Origin of the sequence: Streptomyces zhaozhouensis (genome assembly GCF_900230195.1) — a bacterium.
GTDB classification, from domain to species: Bacteria; Actinomycetota; Actinomycetes; order Streptomycetales; family Streptomycetaceae; genus Streptomyces; species Streptomyces zhaozhouensis.
Map to the genome: position 1 here is coordinate 562,043 of NZ_OCNE01000002.1, position 17,255 is coordinate 579,297.

Genomic DNA, 17,255 nt, shown 5'->3' on the forward strand with positions numbered 1-17,255 from the left:
CCACGAGCGAGGAGTGACCCGAGTTGAGCAACGTGGCACGGCAGACGTGGGACGTCGTGGTGGTGGGCGCCGGCGGCGCCGGGCTGCGGGCGGCGATCGAGGCGCGGGAGCAGGGACTGCGCACCGCCGTGATCTGCAAGTCCCTCTTCGGCAAGGCCCACACCGTGATGGCCGAGGGCGGCATCGCCGCCAGCATGGGCAACGTCAACGCGCGCGACGACTGGCGCACGCACTTCAGGGACACGCTGCGCGGCGGGAAGTTCCTCAACCACTGGCGGATGGCCGAGCTGCACGCGCGCGAGGCGCCCGACCGGGTGTGGGAGCTGGAGACCTGGGGCGCGCTCTTCGACCGGACCCGCGACGGACGGATCTCGCAGCGGAACTTCGGCGGCCACGAGTACCCGCGCCTGGCGCACGTCGGCGACCGGACCGGGCTGGAGCTGATCCGCACCCTCCAGCAGCGGGTGGTCGCCCTCCAGCAGGAGGACTTCCGGGAGAGCGGGGACCACGAGGCGCGGCTGAGGATCTTCCAGGAGTGCACGGTCACCCGGGTGCTGACCGAGGGCGGCGTTCCCGGCGGGCGGGTGGCCGGGGTCTTCGGCTACGCGCGCGAGTCGGGCACGTTCCTGGTGCTGGACGCGCCGGCGGTGGTGCTGGCCACCGGCGGGATCGGCAAGTCGTTCAAGGTGACCTCCAACTCCTGGGAGTACACGGGCGACGGGCACGCGCTGGCGCTGCTGGCCGGGGCGCCGCTGGTGAACATGGAGTTCGTGCAGTTCCACCCGACGGGCATGGTATGGCCGCCGTCGGTCAAGGGCATCCTGGTCACCGAGTCCGTGCGGGGCGACGGCGGGGTGCTGCGGAACAGCGCGGGCCGGCGGTTCATGTTCGACTACGTGCCGGAGGTGTTCCGCGCGCAGTACGCCGCCGACGAGGCCGAGGCCGACGGCTGGTACGAGGACCCCGAGCACCACCGCCGCCCGCCCGAGCTGCTGCCCCGCGACGAGGTGGCGCGGGCGATCAACGCCGAGGTGAAGGCGGGGCGCGGCAGCCCGCACGGCGGGGTCTTCCTGGACGTGTCGACGCGGCTGCCGGCCGCCGAGATCGAGCGCCGGCTGCCGTCCATGCACCACCAGTTCAAGCAACTGGCGGACGTGGACATCACCCGCGAGCCGATGGAGGTGGGCCCCACCTGCCACTACGTGATGGGCGGGGTCGACGTGGACCCCGACACGGCGGCGGCCACCGGGGTGCCCGGACTCTTCGCCGCGGGCGAGGTGGCCGGCGGGATGCACGGCTCCAACCGGCTGGGCGGCAACTCCCTCTCCGACCTGCTGGTCTTCGGCCGCCGCGCCGGGCTGCACGCCGCGCTGCACGCCGGCGGGCTGGCGCCGGCGCGCCGGCCGCGCGCGGGCGACGCGCAGGTGGCGGCGGCCGAGGCGGAGGCGCTGCGGCCGTTCGGCGGGGCGGAGCAGGCGGGCGGCGGGGCGGAGCCGGAGAACCCGTACACGATCCACACCGAGCTGCAACGCACGATGAACGACCTGGTGGGCATCATCCGGCGGGACGCCGAGATGGCCGAGGCCCTGGAGCGACTGGCCGCGCTGCGCGCGCGGGCCGAACGCGTCGCCGTGGAGGGCCACCGGCAGTACAACCCGGGCTGGCACCTGGCGCTCGACCTGCGGAACATGCTGCTGGTCAGCGAGTGCGTGGCGTTGGCCGCGAGGGAACGCACCGAGTCGCGCGGCGGCCACACCCGCGACGACCACCCGGCGATGGACCCGGCCTGGCGCCGGGTCAACCTGCTGTGCGCGCTGCCGGAACCGGCGGCCGGGGTGCGGCTGACCCGCCGCGGACTGCCGGCGATGCGGGCCGACCTGCTCGACCTCTTCGAGCGGGAAGAGCTGGCCAAGTACCTGACCGAAGAGGAGCTGACGTGAGCGATTCCACGGACGATCCCACGGGCGGTCCCACGGACGATCCCAGGGCGGAGGCGACGGCCGACGGCGGGACGGGCGCGGGCGCGGGCCCGCCGCGCCGGGCGCGGCTGCGGATCTGGCGCGGCGACGGGCCCTCGGGGCGGCTGACCGACTACACGGTCGACGCGCACGAGGGCGAGGTGGTGCTCGACCTGATCCACCGGGTGCAGGCCACCCTGGCCCCCGACCTGGCGGTGCGCTGGAACTGCAAGGCGGGCAAGTGCGGTTCGTGCTCGGCGGAGATCAACGGGCGGCCACGGCTGCTGTGCATGACGCGGATGTCGCTGTTCGCCCCGGACGAGGTGCTGACGGTGACGCCGATGCGCACGTTCCCGGTGATCAGGGATCTGGTCACGGACGTGGGCTTCAACTACGCGAAGGCGCGGGAGATCCCGGCGTTCGTTCCCCCGCGCGGGCTCGGTCCCGGTGAGTACCGGATGAGCCAGGAGGACGTGGCGCGCTCGCAGGAGTTCCGCAAGTGCATCGAGTGCTTCCTCTGCCAGGACGTCTGTCACGTGGTACGCGACCACGAGGAGAACAAGGAGTCCTTCGCCGGGCCGCGCTTCCTGATGCGGGCGGCCGAGCTGGACACCCATCCGCTGGACGCGGCGGGCGAGCGGGGGCTTGACCGCGCGCGCGACGCGCAGAAGGAGCACGGGCTCGGTTTCTGCAACATCACCAAGTGCTGCACCGAGGTCTGCCCCGAGTCGATCAGGATCACGGACAACGCGCTGATCCCCCTCAAGGAACGCGCGGTGGACCGCGCGTACGACCCGCTGGTGTGGCTGGGCTCCCGGATCCGGCGGCGCCGGCGCGACGACTAGGGTCACGCCGGCGGGGCGGCGCACGGGGGGAGCACGATGCGTGCGCCGGCGCATACCACCAACGCTGTGGCCTGAACCGTGTGCGCTGGGTAAGGCGCTGGCGTAAGGTCTGGCATATGCGGAGGTGGGGTGAGGGATGAACGGCAGCATTTTGCACCCGTGGCAGGTGATCCGTCAGGAGAAGAACGGCAGCCGCTACCGGATAGGGCGGTGCGCCACCAGGTCCGAGGCTCAGCGCCTCATCGAACGGTTGCGCGCCGGCGGCGCCGAGGCGCCTCCGGCGCATCCGGACGTCGACTACCTCGTGGAGCGGGTGGAGGCCCAGGGACGCGGGCGCCGCTGACCCCAGGCACAATCGGGTATAAGGGACATTCATCCCTGCTTCGCCGGGCCGGCCGGCGAAGGCACCCGACGGGGGACGTGGAGCGTTGCACAGAGAACCGGCCCACCCGGACAACCCGTCCGGCGCCCAGCGCTCGCTGCTGGACATCCTCCGCTTCGGCTTCCTGATGCTGGACGAGGCGGACCGGGTCGTGCTGTGGAGCCCCACCCTCGACGAGATCCTGGGGCGATCCCAACAGCGGACCCTCGGCACCCGACTGGCCGAGCTGCTCGTCACCGAGGACGACGGGACGCCACCGCTCACCCACCGGCGGGTCCTGGCCGACGGCGGCTGGCGCGGGATGCTGCGGATGCGCCACGCGGACGGCTCGGGCGTGCTCATGGAGTGCCGCGCCTACCCGCTGGGCGAGGACGACGAGGGCCCGCTCATTCTGGCCAATCTCCTCGAGGTCGGCGAGATGCTGGACGTCGAACAGGACCTGGCCGCGCTTGAGGGCCTGTTCACGGCCTCGCCGCTCGGCATCGCCATCTTCGACACCGAGCTGCGCTATGTCCGGGCCAACGACGCGCTGCGCCGGCTCCAGGACGTCGGCGACCGGGAGCTGCGCGGCCGGACCGTCCTCGACGTGCTGCCCGACCCGACCGCCCAGGAGCTCTACCGGGTGCAGCGCGAGGTCCTCGTCACCGGTCAGCCCGTGACCAACCTGGTCCTGTCCTCCCCCGACGGCCAGGGCGCCCAGTCCCTCTCCCTCGGTCAGCTGCTGGGCAGGGACGGCAAGCCGCTCGGCGTCAGCTGCACCGTGATGGACATCAGCGACCGGCGCGAGGCGCTGGACAAGATCGAACGGGCCCGCCAACGGCTCGCGCTCCTCAACGACGTGGGCAACGCCATGAGCGACCTGCTCGACGTGCGCCGGATCGCGGAGGCCCTGGCCAAGCAGCTGGTGCCCAGGTTCGGCGACTACTCCAGCGTCCAACTGCTCGCCCCCCTGGCCACCGGCGGCGACCCGGTCCCCGTCGGGGTGCTCGGCGAGGCCGAGCTGGTGCAGCTGAGCGTCGCCGCCAAGCGCCACACCGAGGCCATCGACCGGCTGCTCGGCGTCGGCAGGTCCGAGTCCTTCCCTCCGACACCACTGCTCGCCGGGGCGCTCGCCCGGGGCGAGTCCGACCTGACCGAGTCGCAGGAAGCCCTGGTGGAGGGGCTTCCCGAGGACTCCCCGATGGTCGAGTCCGTCGTCGGCCTCGGCATCCACTCCATGCTCACCCTGCCGCTGCGGGCACGCGGCACCACGCTGGGCGTGCTGCTGATCAGCCGCGCCGGGAAGCGCACCTCGTTCGACCGCGACGACCTGGCCCTGGCCACCGAGGTCGCGGCCCGCGCCGCCGTCTCGTTGGACAACGCGCGGCTCTACGCCAGGGAGCGCGAGGGCGCGCTGATGCTGCAACGCAGCCTGCTCCCCCAGTGGCTTCCCGAGCTGCCCGGCGTCTCGGTCAGCCACCGCTACGTGCCCAGCGCCAGCGGGGCGGAGATCGGCGGCGACTGGTTCGACGTGATCCCGCTCGCCGGCGGCCGGATCGCGTTCGTCATCGGCGACGTGACCGGCCACGGCCTGCGCGCCGCCGCCACCATGGGCCAGCTGCGGACCGCGGTGCGCACCCTGGCCACCCTCGACCTGGCCCCCTCCGAGCTGCTGCGGCGGATCAACGACCTCGGCGAGGACATCGCCCAGCACCCCGACGACCCGATGATGGCCACCTGCGCCTACGCCGTCTACGACCCGGCCAGCCGGATCTGCACCATCGCCAAGGCCGGCCATCTGCCACCGGTGCTGGTCGGCAGGGAGGACGGCGACGCCTGGCGGGCGCGGCCACTGGACCTGCCCGCCGGGATGCCGCTCGGGGTGAGCGGCACCTCGTTCGAGGAGCGCCGCATCGAACTCCCCGAGGACACCCTGCTGGTCCTCTACACCGACGGGCTGATCGAGACCAGGGACGAGGACCTGGGCGTCGGCCTGGACCGGCTGTGCGCCCTGCTGGAACGCGTCACCGGCTCCGACGTGCCGCTCGGCCTGGTCTGCGACCACCTGATCGGCGCACTGCGCCCCCACAACCAGGACCACGACTCCGACGACGTCGCCCTGCTGATCGCCCGCCTCGGCGGGCTGCCGGCCGACCGGCTGGCCACCTGGACGTTCCCCGCCGAACGCAGCATGGTCCGCGAGGCGCGCGGCGCCGTGGTGGCGACGCTGCGCGAGTGGGGCCTGGACAACCTGGCCGAGCAGGCGGAGCTGCTTGTCAGCGAGGTGGTCACCAACGCCGTCCGGCACGCGCGCGGCCCCGTGGAGGTGCGCGTGGTGCGCGGTTCCTCGCTGCTGGTCGAGGTCACCGACCCGGTGGCCGACCCGCCGCGCGAGCGAACGGCCACCCCCGAGGACGAGGGTGGCCGTGGCCTGTCGCTGGTCTCCCGGGAATCCCGCCGGTGGGGGACCCGGCGGGGGCCGGCCGGGAAGACCGTCTGGTTCGAGCTCACCACCGGCCCCTGAGCGCCCGCGGCGCTCAGGCGGCCAGCGCCGCTTCGACGGCGGAGGAGCGGCGCACCACCCGGCGGGCGGTGCCGACACTGGCGACCAGCGTCACCAGGAAGGCGACCACGACCACCGCGCCCTGGATCACCCAGACCCAGCCGTCGTCCGGCACCCAGGCGTCGGCCCTGGCCTGCCCGAAGGGCATCAGCCCGACGCCCGCGGCGACCAGCCCGGCCACGATGCCCGTGGCGGCGACCAGCAGCGCCTCCAGCGCCACCGTCCAGAACACCTGGCGGGGCGTCGCGCCGGCCAGCCGCTGCTGGCCGAACTCCCGCCGCCGGAACGACGTGGCCGAGACCAGGGTGTTGACCAGCATGATGCAGCAGAAGGCGACGATGATGCCGACGACCACGTAGTTCATGGTCTCCATGGTCTGGCTCGACTCGTCCGCCACCAGGCCCTCGGCCCGCAGCTGGAGGTTCTCCACCCGCTGCATCGAGAGGGTGCCGGCCGCCGTCCCGGTGAAGAGCGCCACCGGCGCCACCGCGCGGGCCAGCTCCCCCGTCCGCTGCCGCACGTTGCGCGCCGCCAGCTCGCCGGGCACCCCGCCCAGCAGCCGCAGCGCCCAGCCCAGGGCGACCGTCACGCCGCGCAGCAGCACCGGCGCCAGCAGCGCCATCGTGACGGAGGCGGCGACCACCGCCGGGCCGGCGCCGGTCATCACGTCGGGACCCTCGCCGTCCAGCACGGTCAGCACCGCCGTGCCGGAGCCCGCGGTGGCCAGGAGCGCCAACAGCGTCAGGACCCAGCGCGTCCTGCCCATCAGCGGCTCCTCACCACCGGCGCCCGAGGCGTCGGCCATGGCCTCCACCGCCCGCATCGCGGTCGCCCTGCGGGCCGTGATCAGCGCGCCGATCACCGCGGCGACCATCGCGTTGGCCATGCCCATGGTGATCGCGACCGGCCCGAAGGCGTGGCTGACGCCCTCGTCGACCTGGCCGGTCTCCTTCAGCGCCTCGAACAGCAGTTGCCCGAGCCCCATCGCCGGCACGATCGCGGCGACGGCGGCGAGCGCCGCCAGCACCACCGTCTCCCCGACCACCAGCCGCCGCACCTGCGTCGGGGTGGCGCCGATGCTCTTCAGCAGCGCCATCTCCCTGGACCGCTGGCGCACCGTCAGCGACATCGTGGAGACCACGGCGAAGACCACCAGCGCCAGCCCCCACCCGCCCACGACGAACGCCATGGTCTCCAGCGTCTCCTTGCTCTGGTCGGGCACGCCCGGCTCGCCCGCCGTGTCCAGCAGCGAACCGAAGGCCATCACCATGGCGGCGCCGAAGAAGACGGCCAGAAAGCCGGCCACGAACCTGCCCGGCCGCTTGACCAGGGAACGCGTCGTCAGCTGGAACATGTCAGACCCCCACGCCCTGCGCCGCGACCGGGCTGTCCTCGGCGTCCCAGGCGCCCAGCCTGGTCATCCGCTCGGCGACCTCCTCGGCGGTCGGCCGCTGGAGGGCGCCGGCGAGCCGGCCGTCGGCCAGGAAGATCACCTGATCCGCGTAGGACGCGGCCACCGGGTCGTGGGTCACCATCACCACGGTGCGGCCGTAGTCGCGCACCGCCTGGGTGAGCAGCCCCAGCACCTCGCGGGCGCTGCGGGTGTCCAGCGCGCCGGTCGGCTCGTCGGCGAAGACCACCTCGGGCTCGGTGACCAGCGCCCGCGCGATGGCGACCCGCTGCTGCTGGCCACCGGAGAGCTGCGCCGGCAGATGCCGCAGCCGCCCGCCGAGGCCCAACCGCTCCAGCACGGAGACGGCCTTGGCCCGGTTGACCTTGGTGCCGGCCAGCTTCGACGGCAGCAGCACGTTCTGCAGGACCGTCAGCGTCGGCAGCAGGTTGAACTGCTGGAAGATGAAGCCGATCCGCTGCCGGCGCAGCCGGGTCAGCTCCGCCTCGCTGTTGCCCGCCAGCTCGGCGCCGGCCACCACGACCAGCCCACCCGACGGCTGGTCCAGGCCCGCCGCACACTGCAGAAGCGTGCTCTTGCCGGAGCCGGAGGGGCCCATCACCGCGGTGAAGGAGCCCGTCGGCAGGGAGAGCGTCACCCCGTCCAGCGCCCTGACGGCCGTCTCGTCGCCGCCGCCGCGCCCGTACACCTTGCTCACCGAGACCAGCCGCAACGCCTCGGGCGCGCCCGCCGCCGCCTCGTCCGTCACTCGGAACATCGCTTTCCGCCCTTCTCCTCCGGTGTGGCGGCTACGTCTGCCGTCACCCATGACGCTACGGAGAGCGGGGGCCGGTCACGATGGGCGCAGGCACCGAACCGGGGGTGGCCCTGACGACGGGCGGGGGTGTCGCTGACACCACCCCGGGCGGGGGCCGAGGCACCGCGGGCTCAGCGAACGGGCAGGTGGTAGGCGACGCGGAAGCGGTCGGCGGGGACCACCACGTCGGCCGTCTCCACCGGGAGGCAGCCGGCCCGGTAGGTGCGGCTGACCACCAGCACCGGGTGTCCCGGAAGCCCGCCGAGCACCCGGGCCTCGGCCGCCAGCGCCGGCCTGGCCTCCACCTCCTCGGCGACGTTGTCCACGATCACGTCGATCGCGGCCATCCGCTCCACCACCCCGCGCCCGGCCAGCGGGCCCTGCTCCGGCAGCATCACGGGCGTGCGGCCCGTCAGCCGCAGCGGCTCCCAGGAGGTGGAGGACATCGCCGGCTCGGTGCCGACCCGGAAGACGTAACGCGTGCACATCACCGGCTCGCCCGCGTCGATGCCCAGCCGCTCGGCGATGCCGGGCGCCGCCTCCACGCGCTCGCTGCGCGCCTCCCAGGTGCCGCGCACCCGCTCGTCGGCCTGCTCCTGCCGGAACGGGGTGCAGTCCCCCAATGTGCGGTACCCACTACGGGTGATCGTGCGCGGCACCGGCCGCTCGCGCACATAGGTGCCGGAACCCGAGCGCCCCTCGACCAGGCCCTCCGCCATCAGGACCTTCCGCGCCTCCAGGGCCACGGTGTCCGAGACGCCGTAGGTGGAGCGGATGCTGGCCTGGGACGGGAGCCGCGTGTGCGGCGGCAGGGTCCCGTCGGCGATCTGCTGTCGAAGGTCGTCCGCGACTCGGAGATACGCGGGCTGTTCACCGAATGCCACGAGCCCCTCCCACAGGTGCTTCCGATTTATGCTGACAAACAGCAACAGCTTGACAACAGAAAGTTGCCAGCCGCAAGAAACGGCCAAAGTTTCACTCGAAGTGATGACCGTGGCTTCACAGGGCCCGCTCCCCGTGCTCCGCACCCCTACCGATGGGCAAAGCTTTCGTACGGAAGTCCGGCGGGAACCGATCCGCCCCTCCCCGGCTGACAGAATGTGCCGACGTTTCAGCGGCCCCGCCGACCACCGCGCCGGCCCGGCCCACGGGGAGATCGGGAAGGGGCGCGGCATCGTGAGCGCGTCAGGTGGAACGAAGGCGATCGTCGCGGCGCTCAGCGCCAACCTCGCCATCGCGGTCAGCAAGTTCACCGCCGCCGTGTTCAGCGGCTCGTCCTCCATGCTGGCCGAGGGGGTGCACTCCCTCGCCGACGCGGGCAACCAGGCGCTGCTGCTTCTCGGCGGCAAGCGCGCCAGGCGGGCGGCCAGCGAGGAACACCCCTTCGGGTACGGCAGGGAGCGCTACATCTACGCGTTCCTCGTCGCCATCGTGCTCTTCTCCGTCGGCGGCCTCTTCGCCGTCTACGAGGGCGTCGAGAAGATCCGCCACCCGCACGAGATCGAGCACTGGTACTGGCCGGTGGGCGTGCTGGTCTTCGCGATCATCGCCGAGACGGTCTCCTTCCGGACCGCGATAAGGGAGTCCAACGAGATCCGCGGCGGCCAGTCCTGGACCCGCTTCGTCCGCACCGCCAAGGCCCCGGAGCTGCCCGTGGTCCTGCTGGAGGACCTCGGCGCGCTGGTCGGCCTGGTGCTGGCCCTCGGCGGCGTCAGCCTGGCGCTGCTCACCGGCGACGGCGTCTGGGACGGCGTCGGAACGCTGTGCATCGGGGTCCTGTTGGTGGTCATCGCGGTGGTGCTGGCGATCGAGACCAAGTCCCTGCTGCTCGGCGAGGGAGCCGAACCGCGCTCGCTGCACCGCATCAGGGAGGCGATGGTGGACGGCGAGACCGTCACGCGCGTCATCCACATGAAGACGCTCCACCTCGGCCCCGACGAACTGCTGGTCGCCGCGAAGATCGCCGTCAACCACGAGGACGACGCCGCCTCCGTCGCCCACGCGATCAACGCGGCCGAGGCCCGCGTCCGCGAGGCCGAGCCGCTGGCCCGGATGATCTATCTGGAGCCCGACATCTACCGCGAGGAGCCCTCCGCGCCGGCCGAGGGCTGACCCGCCCGCGCCGGCCGAGGGCTGACCCGCCCTCAGCCCGCCCCGTCCAGCAGCTCCCCCGCCTGCTCGGCGAACGGCGCGAAGCCGCTGGCCGCCGCGCGCCGCAGGGGGCGCCGGGCGGCCTCCGCCTCGCCCCGATCACGCAGGATCCGCCCCACCCGGTAGCCGGCCTCGCCCACCAACTCCGGGTCGTCCGTGCGGTCCAGGGTGTGCCGGTACCACTCCAGCGCCTGGTCCCACCGCTCCAGCCAGAAGCACAGCTCGGCTATGTGCGCGGCGCACTCCGGCCCCTGCCTGTGCTGGGACTCGGCGATCGGCCGGAAGTGCTCCAGCAGCTCGGGCAGGTCGTGCTCCGCCTTGGCGACAAGGCCCAGGTTGTAGACGGCGCGATGCGACATCTGCTTATCGCCCTTGGCCAGGGCGTGCCGCCACCACTCGCGCGCCGCCGCGTTGTCGCCGCCCCGGTGCGCCTCGGCGCCCATCGTGACGGCCGCGGACGCCGCGTGCTTGCCCTGCCCCCCGGCCACCCGCTCCAGCAGCCGCGGCGCCAACTCCTTGTCCCCGGCCTCCAGTCGCATATGGCCGTAGAGCGAGGCGGCGCGCAGCCGGCTGCCCACGGCGGGGCCGGCCTCCGCCCCGCGGTACCGCTTGCGGAACGACTCCTCCTTCGCCCCGGTGGCCGCCTCGTCCACGGCGCGCGCCGCCTCCTCGGCCCCCAGCTCGGTGAGGAGCGCGACGAGCAGCCGGGCCGAACCGGCGGCCGACCGCTCCGAGTCCACCCCCCGCGTCGTCAGCAGCGCGGAGCGCGCCCATGCCGCGAGCGCCACCGCGCCGTCCCCCCACGCGTGCGCCAACGCGGCCCGCTGAGAAGCGGCCTTGGCGGCGTTCTCGAAGATCTCCAGCCCCGCCTCCGCCCGCGCGAACGCCTCCTCCGCGCGTTCGTTCTCGCCCGAGTCCCGCAGCGCGCAGCCGAGCCGAAAGTGGCACTGCGCGCGCAGGTCGTCGTCGACGCCCTCGACCGCCGCGCCGCGCCGGAACCACTCCGCGGCCCGCGCGAAGTCGGAGCGCCGCCCCGCGGCGGAGCCGACGCGGAGGTAGCCTTCGGCTGCCACGCGCGGGTGAACGGGCTCGGCGGCCCCGGCCAACGCGACGCTCCCCGCCTCGTCGCCCCGGTCGTACAGGGCCGTCAACAGCTCAGCCGCCGCCAACCCCCCGCGCGGCGGGGCCACGAAGCCGTCGCGCGCGACGACCCGCGCGTAGCCCTCCGCCGCGCGGCCGGTGGCGAGCGCCAACTCCAGCAGCCGCTTCGTCTCCGCCTCCCTGCTGTACTCGCGCCAACGGTTCATCGCGAGATCGACGAGAAAGGCCGCCGTGTCGTCGGCCTCGGTGGCCGCTGCCGCCGCCGCTTCGGCCCCCTCGAAGTCCCCCGCGAACAACCGGCCGGCCAACTCCACGACGGCCGACCCGTGATGCTCGGCGAGCGCCGCCAGGGCCGCCTGCCGCGCGCCGTCGCCGTGGAGCCGGTCGGCGGTCTCCGCCGGGGACTCCGCGCCCGTCAGCCGCCGGGCCTCGGCGATTACGCCGAGATCCATCTGCTGCTCCCCCCGGGCGACGGCCCTGCCGAACGCCTCCCGCGCGCCCTCCTCGTCGCCGAGCCGGCGCAGCAGCGCGCCGAGCCGCAGCGCGGCCCGGGAGCGGTAACGCGCCCCGTACCGCTCGTGGTCCTTGCTCCGCTCGGCCCGCTCGTACAGGGCCCGGGCGGCCTCGTCGTCGCCCCCGGCCTCCCGCAGCCGCCCCAGGTACAGCAGCCCCTTGCCGCGCTGCGCCCGGTCCTCGCCCTCCGCCACCCGCAGGTAGGCGGCGGCCGCGCCCTCGACGTCGCCCCGCCGCTCGTTCAGCCAGCCGAGCGTGAAGCAAGCGTCCGCCTTCAGCTCGGCGCCCATGGTGCAGAAGTCGTACCAGTCCTCCCACGGGTCCTCGCCGTCCTCCGGGGGACCGGACGGCGGGTCCGCGTAGCTCGTCGTGCCCCAACTCTGGCCGATCCGCAGCGACTCCAGCCAGCGGGCGTCGGTGACATACACGTCGTAGTCGCCCTGCGCGAGCGACTCCTCGTCCTGCCAACCGCCGTCGCGCTCGTAGTAGAACATCGCCAGCCGCTCGAAGTCCTCGTCACTCACCGGGTGGTTGCGCACGGCCACCCGCTCGTAGCGCTCGACGAAGCAACGGTGATCGGCGCCGTCCAGGAAGTCGTCCAACGGCACCAGGTCCGTCAGCACCCCGAACCGATGCTGGCCGAAGTCCTCCGCGGCCTCCCACAACACCCGGAAGAAGAAGCTGGGGTCCTCGGGCAGCAGCTCACCCGTCCCCCAACTCGGCTCGTAGTACACGACAAAGACACGAAAGCGCACACGCCGCCTTTCACGGTCCAGATCGAGCACGCGGACGCCGAAGAGATCGGTGGACATGGGGGGGACCCTCCAGAAGAGCAACACACAGTAGCGCCTCCCCGGGGAACGTCACCCCGAGTGAGGAGACTCACCGTAGCCCCACCCACTGACAACGCCCCGCCGCCGCACCCACACGGCTCGTGTGCCGAAACCTCGTCGACCGGGTGTCATTTCCCGTCCGCGCGACCTCGTCGTGCACTACCGTTGACCAGGCACCGCGTTTCCTCCCCGGAGGACGTACGCGACGTGACCTGAAGTGCGCACGACGCCCTTCGGTTCGGTGACACGGCTCCACGGTGCGCTCCCGGCGGGAGCCATCCGGCGCCGTCACCGTTCACTCCGAAGGGGATGCGTTCCTGTGGTCGCTGTCGAGTACACGCCTAAGCGCCCGAACTGGTTCCGTGATGTGCTCATTGGCATCACGGCGAGTCTCGGCTCGAACCTGACATGGGCACTGGTGCAGTTCGTGGTGCACCGCCTCGGCTGAGCCGAGGGGAGGGCGGGCCCATCAGGCCCGCCCTCCTTTCCTGGCCGCCGGGTACTCTGCGGAACGTCATTGCGGCCCGACGGGCTTCCGCTCCGCCTCGGCGGACACGGAGGACATGCCCCCACCCGCGCGATTCTCTCGTGCCTGGGGACCTCTTCGTGCTCTTACAACTGTCCGCGGCCGAACTCGGTCGCCTGATCGTGGCCCGAGCTGGATCCGCGCATCTTCCGCTCACCGAACAACTGATGGACGCACATTCCCGGATCAAGGGAGGAACCGCGAACCAGGGCGACAGGGCTTCTTGGGACAACAGCGTTCCGGTAGTGGTCAAAGCCCTGCTGGACTGCGGCCTCGACGAGGTCCGAGTGCAGGTCGAGGTGGACCTGCCGCACACCAACTGCGCCGTCGACCTGGTGCTGTGCGGCCAGCACCCGGGCACCGGCGCCGATTCTTACCTCGCGGTTGAGCTGAAACAGGTGCGACAGGCCACGGTGGACCCTCTGTGTCCCATCGCCGTTGATCTCGGCTTCGGCGACGGCAAGAACAAGTTGCATCCCGTACGGCAGATCCAGCGCTACTGCGAATACATGATGCGCTACTTGCCTCACTTGCGTCAGCACGAGAATCAGTTGATGGGGGTGGCACTGCTCCATCACGCACGTGACGCGGGGGTGGAGGCGCTGTTCGATCTCCCCGAGACCGACCACGGGTTCCTCTACACCCTCGATGATCTGGCTCGTTTCCGGCGAGTGCTCACTTCGAGATTCGCTCCCGCCTCCGGGGAACGCGCGGCGTCCGCACTGGAGCGGGCCCGCCGGGACCCTCTGCTCAAAGTGACCGATGTGGCCCGTCAGCGCTCCATCGTTGGTGGCGGCCTCACACTCCTCGATGAGCAGTACGTCGCGGTTGACCGGATCACTCGGCACCTGGAGAAGACAACCCGCTTCACCGGCTTTGACGTCGGATTGTTCTACGACCCCGAGGCCGCACACAGCACGGCACCACTCGGTGGTGACGTCAAACGCGTCTATATCCTGCGGGGTGGCCCTGGCAGTGGCAAAAGCGCGGTTGCCCTCGAGTTGCAACGCTCCCTCGGACTCACGGGCCGCGAAGCCGTGCTGGCAAGCGGCTCCCATGCCTACACGGAGACCCTGCGCGAGATCATGCTCAGCACTGCCCGCCGAGGACGGGCAGCGGACAAGCGCCATGCGGCCAAGCAGCTGTATCGCTATTTCAACAGCTTCAGCGACAGCCCAGAGGACAGTATCGACGTCCTCATCTGCGACGAAGCCCACCGCATGCGGCGCAGCTCGACACACCGTTGGATGCCGAGCGCTCTGCGAGACGACGCCCGGCCACAGGCGAGCGAGCTGATCAAGGTCGCGAAAGTCCCGATCTTCCTGCTCGACGATCACCAGTCGATCCGCCCGGACGAGGTGGGTACTGCCGAATACCTCAAGGAGCTCAGCGAGGAGATGGGCTGCGACGTCGAAGTGACCGACCTGGAGGGAACGTTCCGGGCGGGCGGAAGCACACAGTTCCAGCGCTGGGTCCAACAACTGCTGGGCCTCGACACCTCTGACCCCATCGCCTGGCGCCCCGACGGAAAAATGACGCTGGCCGTCGCTGACTCCCCCGGACAGATGGAGCAGTTCATCCGGGAACGCCACCTGGAAGGGGCGACAGCCCGCATCACCGCGGGTTTCTGCTGGCCATGGAGTCCCCCGGACGGACAGCGGCTAGTCGACGACCTGCACATCGGCGAGTGGCACCGGCCTTGGAACGTGAAGCCGGAGCACAACGTCCCACACGCGCCACGCTCGGACCTGTGGGCCACTGATCGCCGTGGTATCGACCAGGTCGGCTGCGTCTACACGGCACAGACCTTCGAGTACGACTGGAACGGCGTCATTATCGGACCTGATCTCGTCTTCCGTGACGGAAAGTTCAGGGTGAACCGACGTGCATCCCGCGACCCCGCCTTCCTCGATTCGATCGACGACGCGGTAGTCACCCGGTGCATCCTCAATGCCTACCACGTGCTTCTCACTCGCGGCGTCGTCGGCACCGTGGTCTACGCGGTCGACCCCGCAACCCAGAACGAGTTGCGCAAGCTCATCCCAGGTACCATCGGCATGCAACACTACGATGGCGCCCAGCCGAAACTCACCGCCGAAGGCTCGCAGCTGCCACCTGCCTACCGTAGACGGCACAGGTAACCTTGATCCCCACGTAGCTGCGGCCCGACGGGCTTCCTCTCCGCCTCGCGGAGTCATGGAGGACACGCCCCCACCCGCGCGAGATCCTTCGTGCTGCCTGGGGGCTTGTCTTGTTGTTCCGCGACTCCGCCGCGGCGGTCGCTGCCGAATGCCACTCAGGTGCTCTGTTCTTCCGCCTGACCGAGCAGTTCGTGTGGGTGCACGGCCACAGGCCCGGCCCGTCCGAGGTCCGCTCGTGGGAGCGGAGCATCCCCGTGCTTGCGAGCGCGCTCAACGACGCCGGCCTCGGGCAGGTCGAGGTGCTCTTGGAGTACGGGCTGCCACTGACCAGCAAACGGGCCGATGCCATCCTGGCCGGCGTACACCCAGAGACCGGGCTCCCGTCGTACGTCGTCGTGGAGTTGAAGCAGTGGAGCAGCGCGGAGCCCGACGACGAGGATCCGTCGCTGTGCCGCGTCGACTCCTACCCGCGGGCGGTACTGCACCCGGTCGACCAGGTACGCGGCTATTGCGAGTACCTCATCTCCTTCAACGGAGCGCTCGCCGCACACCCGGATCGCGTCCACGGTGTCGCCTACCTGCACAACGCCTCCGAGTTCGGCGCCAACGGGCTCTTCGAAGCCCAACAGAACCAACACGGACAGCTTTTCATCGGGGCGCGGCGCGGCGAGTTGATCGACCATCTGCGCACAAGGCTGGCACCGGAGTCCGGCGCCGCGGCCGCCGACGATCTGATCCGGGGAAAGATCGGGCCGTCCAGGCAACTCATGGCAGTGGCCGCCCAAGAGGTCCGTGAGCGTGAGCAATTCGTGTTGCTGGATGAGCAGCGGGTCGCTTATCGCACCGTACTCAACTCCGTGCGCCGAGCCAAGCAATCCGACCAGAAAGAGATCGTCATCGTCACCGGGGGCCCGGGCACCGGCAAGAGCGTCATCGCGCTGTCCCTCCTGGGCGAACTGTACCGGCAAGGCACCACCACGCTGCACGCCACGGGCTCCAACTCGTTCACGACCACCATGAGAAAGGTGGCAGGGGCGCGGAAGCGTGAGGTGAAGGAACTCTTCAAGTACTTCAACGGCTTCATGACCGCTGAACGCAACAGTCTCGACGTTCTGATCTGCGATGAGTCCCACCGTATGCGGAAGACGTCGGCCAATCGCTACACACAGGCGTCGAACCGCACCGGTAAGGCTCAAATCGACGAGCTCATCGACGTGGCGCGTGTCCCGGTCTTCCTGCTTGACGAGCACCAGGTCGTTCGGCCCGGGGAAATGGGGACAGTCGCGGAGATCAAGGCGGCTGCCCAGCGGAAGGGACTCCGATGCCGACTCGTGTCGCTGGACAGTCAGTTCAGATGCGGCGGCAGCGACGCGTATCTGCACTGGGTCGTACGTATGTTGGGGCTCGAACCAGGCGGACCCACGGCATGGGCCCCCGATGGCAAAATGCAGCTCAGGGTCGCGGAAAGTCCTCAGGAGCTGGAGGCGATCCTCGATGACCGCCGCATGCACGGGTACAGCGCACGCATGTCCGCGGGCTACTGCTGGAAGTGGACGAAGAAGGTGCCCCCAGGCCAGGCCCTGCCCGCAGACGTCGTCATCGGGGAGTGGGAACGCCCCTGGAACGTGTACGGTCAGCGTTCCATTGGTGGCGCGCCTCCCGCTGCCCTGTGGGCGACCGATCCGGCCGGTTTCGGGCAGGTGGGCTGCGTATACACAGCCCAGGGTTTCGAATATGACTGGAGTGGCGTCATCCTGGGACCCGACCTGGTGTGGCGTGGCGATCGCTGGGTCACGGACCGTTCGGCGTCGAAAGACCCGGTCTTCAAGAAGTCGACACCGGACGCTGACGTCGACCGGCTGATCCGCAACACCTACAAGGTTCTGCTGACACGCGGGATGATCGGTACGGTCGTGTACTCGACCGACGCTGAGACACGACAGAAGCTCAAGTCCCTGGTCGAGTCGTCCCCGCGTGTCGCGGTCGTGTGACTCGGCTCAGCAGTGCGTTCCGCCCCAGCCGACAGACCTACCGGAGCAGGCCCATGAACAGGCGC

12 protein-coding genes are annotated in these 17,255 nt (G+C 71.2%); 8 read left to right on the forward strand and 4 right to left on the reverse strand.

Going from position 1 to position 17,255, the window contains the following annotated elements; genetic code table 11:
- Positions 1-23 precede the first annotated feature (23 nt).
- The 4 genes from CRP51_RS05655 to CRP51_RS05670 all read left to right on the forward strand — a co-directional run bounded on the left by CRP51_RS05655 (position 24) and on the right by CRP51_RS05670 (position 5,688).
- Positions 24-1,940 (forward strand): fumarate reductase/succinate dehydrogenase flavoprotein subunit, encoded by a 1,917-nt coding sequence (locus CRP51_RS05655; protein ID WP_097229847.1) that lies wholly within the window; start codon positions 24-26, stop codon positions 1,938-1,940.
- A gap of 107 nt (positions 1,941-2,047) precedes the next feature.
- Positions 2,048-2,803 carry a succinate dehydrogenase/fumarate reductase iron-sulfur subunit gene (locus tag CRP51_RS05660; protein ID WP_097229924.1) on the forward strand — a complete coding sequence of 252 codons (756 nt, stop codon included), beginning with the start codon at positions 2,048-2,050 and terminating at the stop codon, positions 2,801-2,803.
- Between the two features lie 136 nt (positions 2,804-2,939).
- A complete protein-coding gene (locus tag CRP51_RS28290; RefSeq protein WP_107500834.1) occupies positions 2,940-3,146 on the forward strand; it encodes an SPOR domain-containing protein in 207 nt (68 codons plus the stop codon).
- A gap of 85 nt (positions 3,147-3,231) precedes the next feature.
- Complete coding sequence (locus CRP51_RS05670; protein ID WP_245880381.1) at positions 3,232-5,688, forward strand: SpoIIE family protein phosphatase; 2,457 nt, start codon at positions 3,232-3,234, stop codon at positions 5,686-5,688.
- 13 nt (positions 5,689-5,701) lie between these two features.
- Here CRP51_RS05670 and CRP51_RS05675 read toward each other — a convergent pair whose 3' ends face one another.
- From CRP51_RS05675 to CRP51_RS05685, 3 genes are all read right to left on the reverse strand, one after another.
- A complete protein-coding gene (locus tag CRP51_RS05675) occupies positions 5,702-7,081 on the reverse strand; it encodes an FtsX-like permease family protein (protein WP_097229848.1) in 1,380 nt (459 codons plus the stop codon).
- Position 7,082: 1 nt separating this feature from the next.
- A complete protein-coding gene (locus CRP51_RS05680) occupies positions 7,083-7,895 on the reverse strand; it encodes an ABC transporter ATP-binding protein (protein WP_097229849.1) in 813 nt (270 codons plus the stop codon).
- A gap of 170 nt (positions 7,896-8,065) precedes the next feature.
- Positions 8,066-8,818 (reverse strand): GntR family transcriptional regulator, encoded by a 753-nt coding sequence (locus tag CRP51_RS05685; RefSeq protein ID WP_097229850.1) that lies wholly within the window; start codon positions 8,816-8,818, stop codon positions 8,066-8,068.
- 292 nt (positions 8,819-9,110) lie between these two features.
- On the opposite strand from CRP51_RS05685, the gene CRP51_RS05690 reads away from it, so the two are divergent.
- Complete coding sequence (locus CRP51_RS05690) at positions 9,111-10,046, forward strand: cation diffusion facilitator family transporter (protein ID WP_097229926.1); 936 nt, start codon at positions 9,111-9,113, stop codon at positions 10,044-10,046.
- 32 nt (positions 10,047-10,078) lie between these two features.
- Here CRP51_RS05690 and CRP51_RS05695 read toward each other — a convergent pair whose 3' ends face one another.
- Positions 10,079-12,511 carry a tetratricopeptide repeat protein gene (locus CRP51_RS05695; RefSeq protein WP_097229851.1) on the reverse strand — a complete coding sequence of 811 codons (2,433 nt, stop codon included), beginning with the start codon at positions 12,509-12,511 and terminating at the stop codon, positions 10,079-10,081.
- Positions 12,512-12,851: 340 nt separating this feature from the next.
- Here CRP51_RS05695 and CRP51_RS30160 point away from each other — a divergent pair, with 340 nt between their 5' ends.
- The 3 genes from CRP51_RS30160 to CRP51_RS05705 all read left to right on the forward strand — a co-directional run bounded on the left by CRP51_RS30160 (position 12,852) and on the right by CRP51_RS05705 (position 17,190).
- A complete protein-coding gene (locus CRP51_RS30160; RefSeq protein WP_369333349.1) occupies positions 12,852-12,980 on the forward strand; it encodes a DUF6408 family protein in 129 nt (42 codons plus the stop codon).
- 158 nt (positions 12,981-13,138) lie between these two features.
- A complete protein-coding gene (locus tag CRP51_RS05700; RefSeq protein WP_245880382.1) occupies positions 13,139-15,199 on the forward strand; it encodes a DUF2075 domain-containing protein in 2,061 nt (686 codons plus the stop codon).
- 110 nt (positions 15,200-15,309) lie between these two features.
- Positions 15,310-17,190: a DUF2075 domain-containing protein gene (locus CRP51_RS05705; RefSeq protein ID WP_097229853.1), complete on the forward strand. Its 1,881-nt coding sequence runs from the start codon at positions 15,310-15,312 to the stop codon at positions 17,188-17,190.
- The last annotated feature ends 65 nt before the right edge of the window (positions 17,191-17,255 follow it).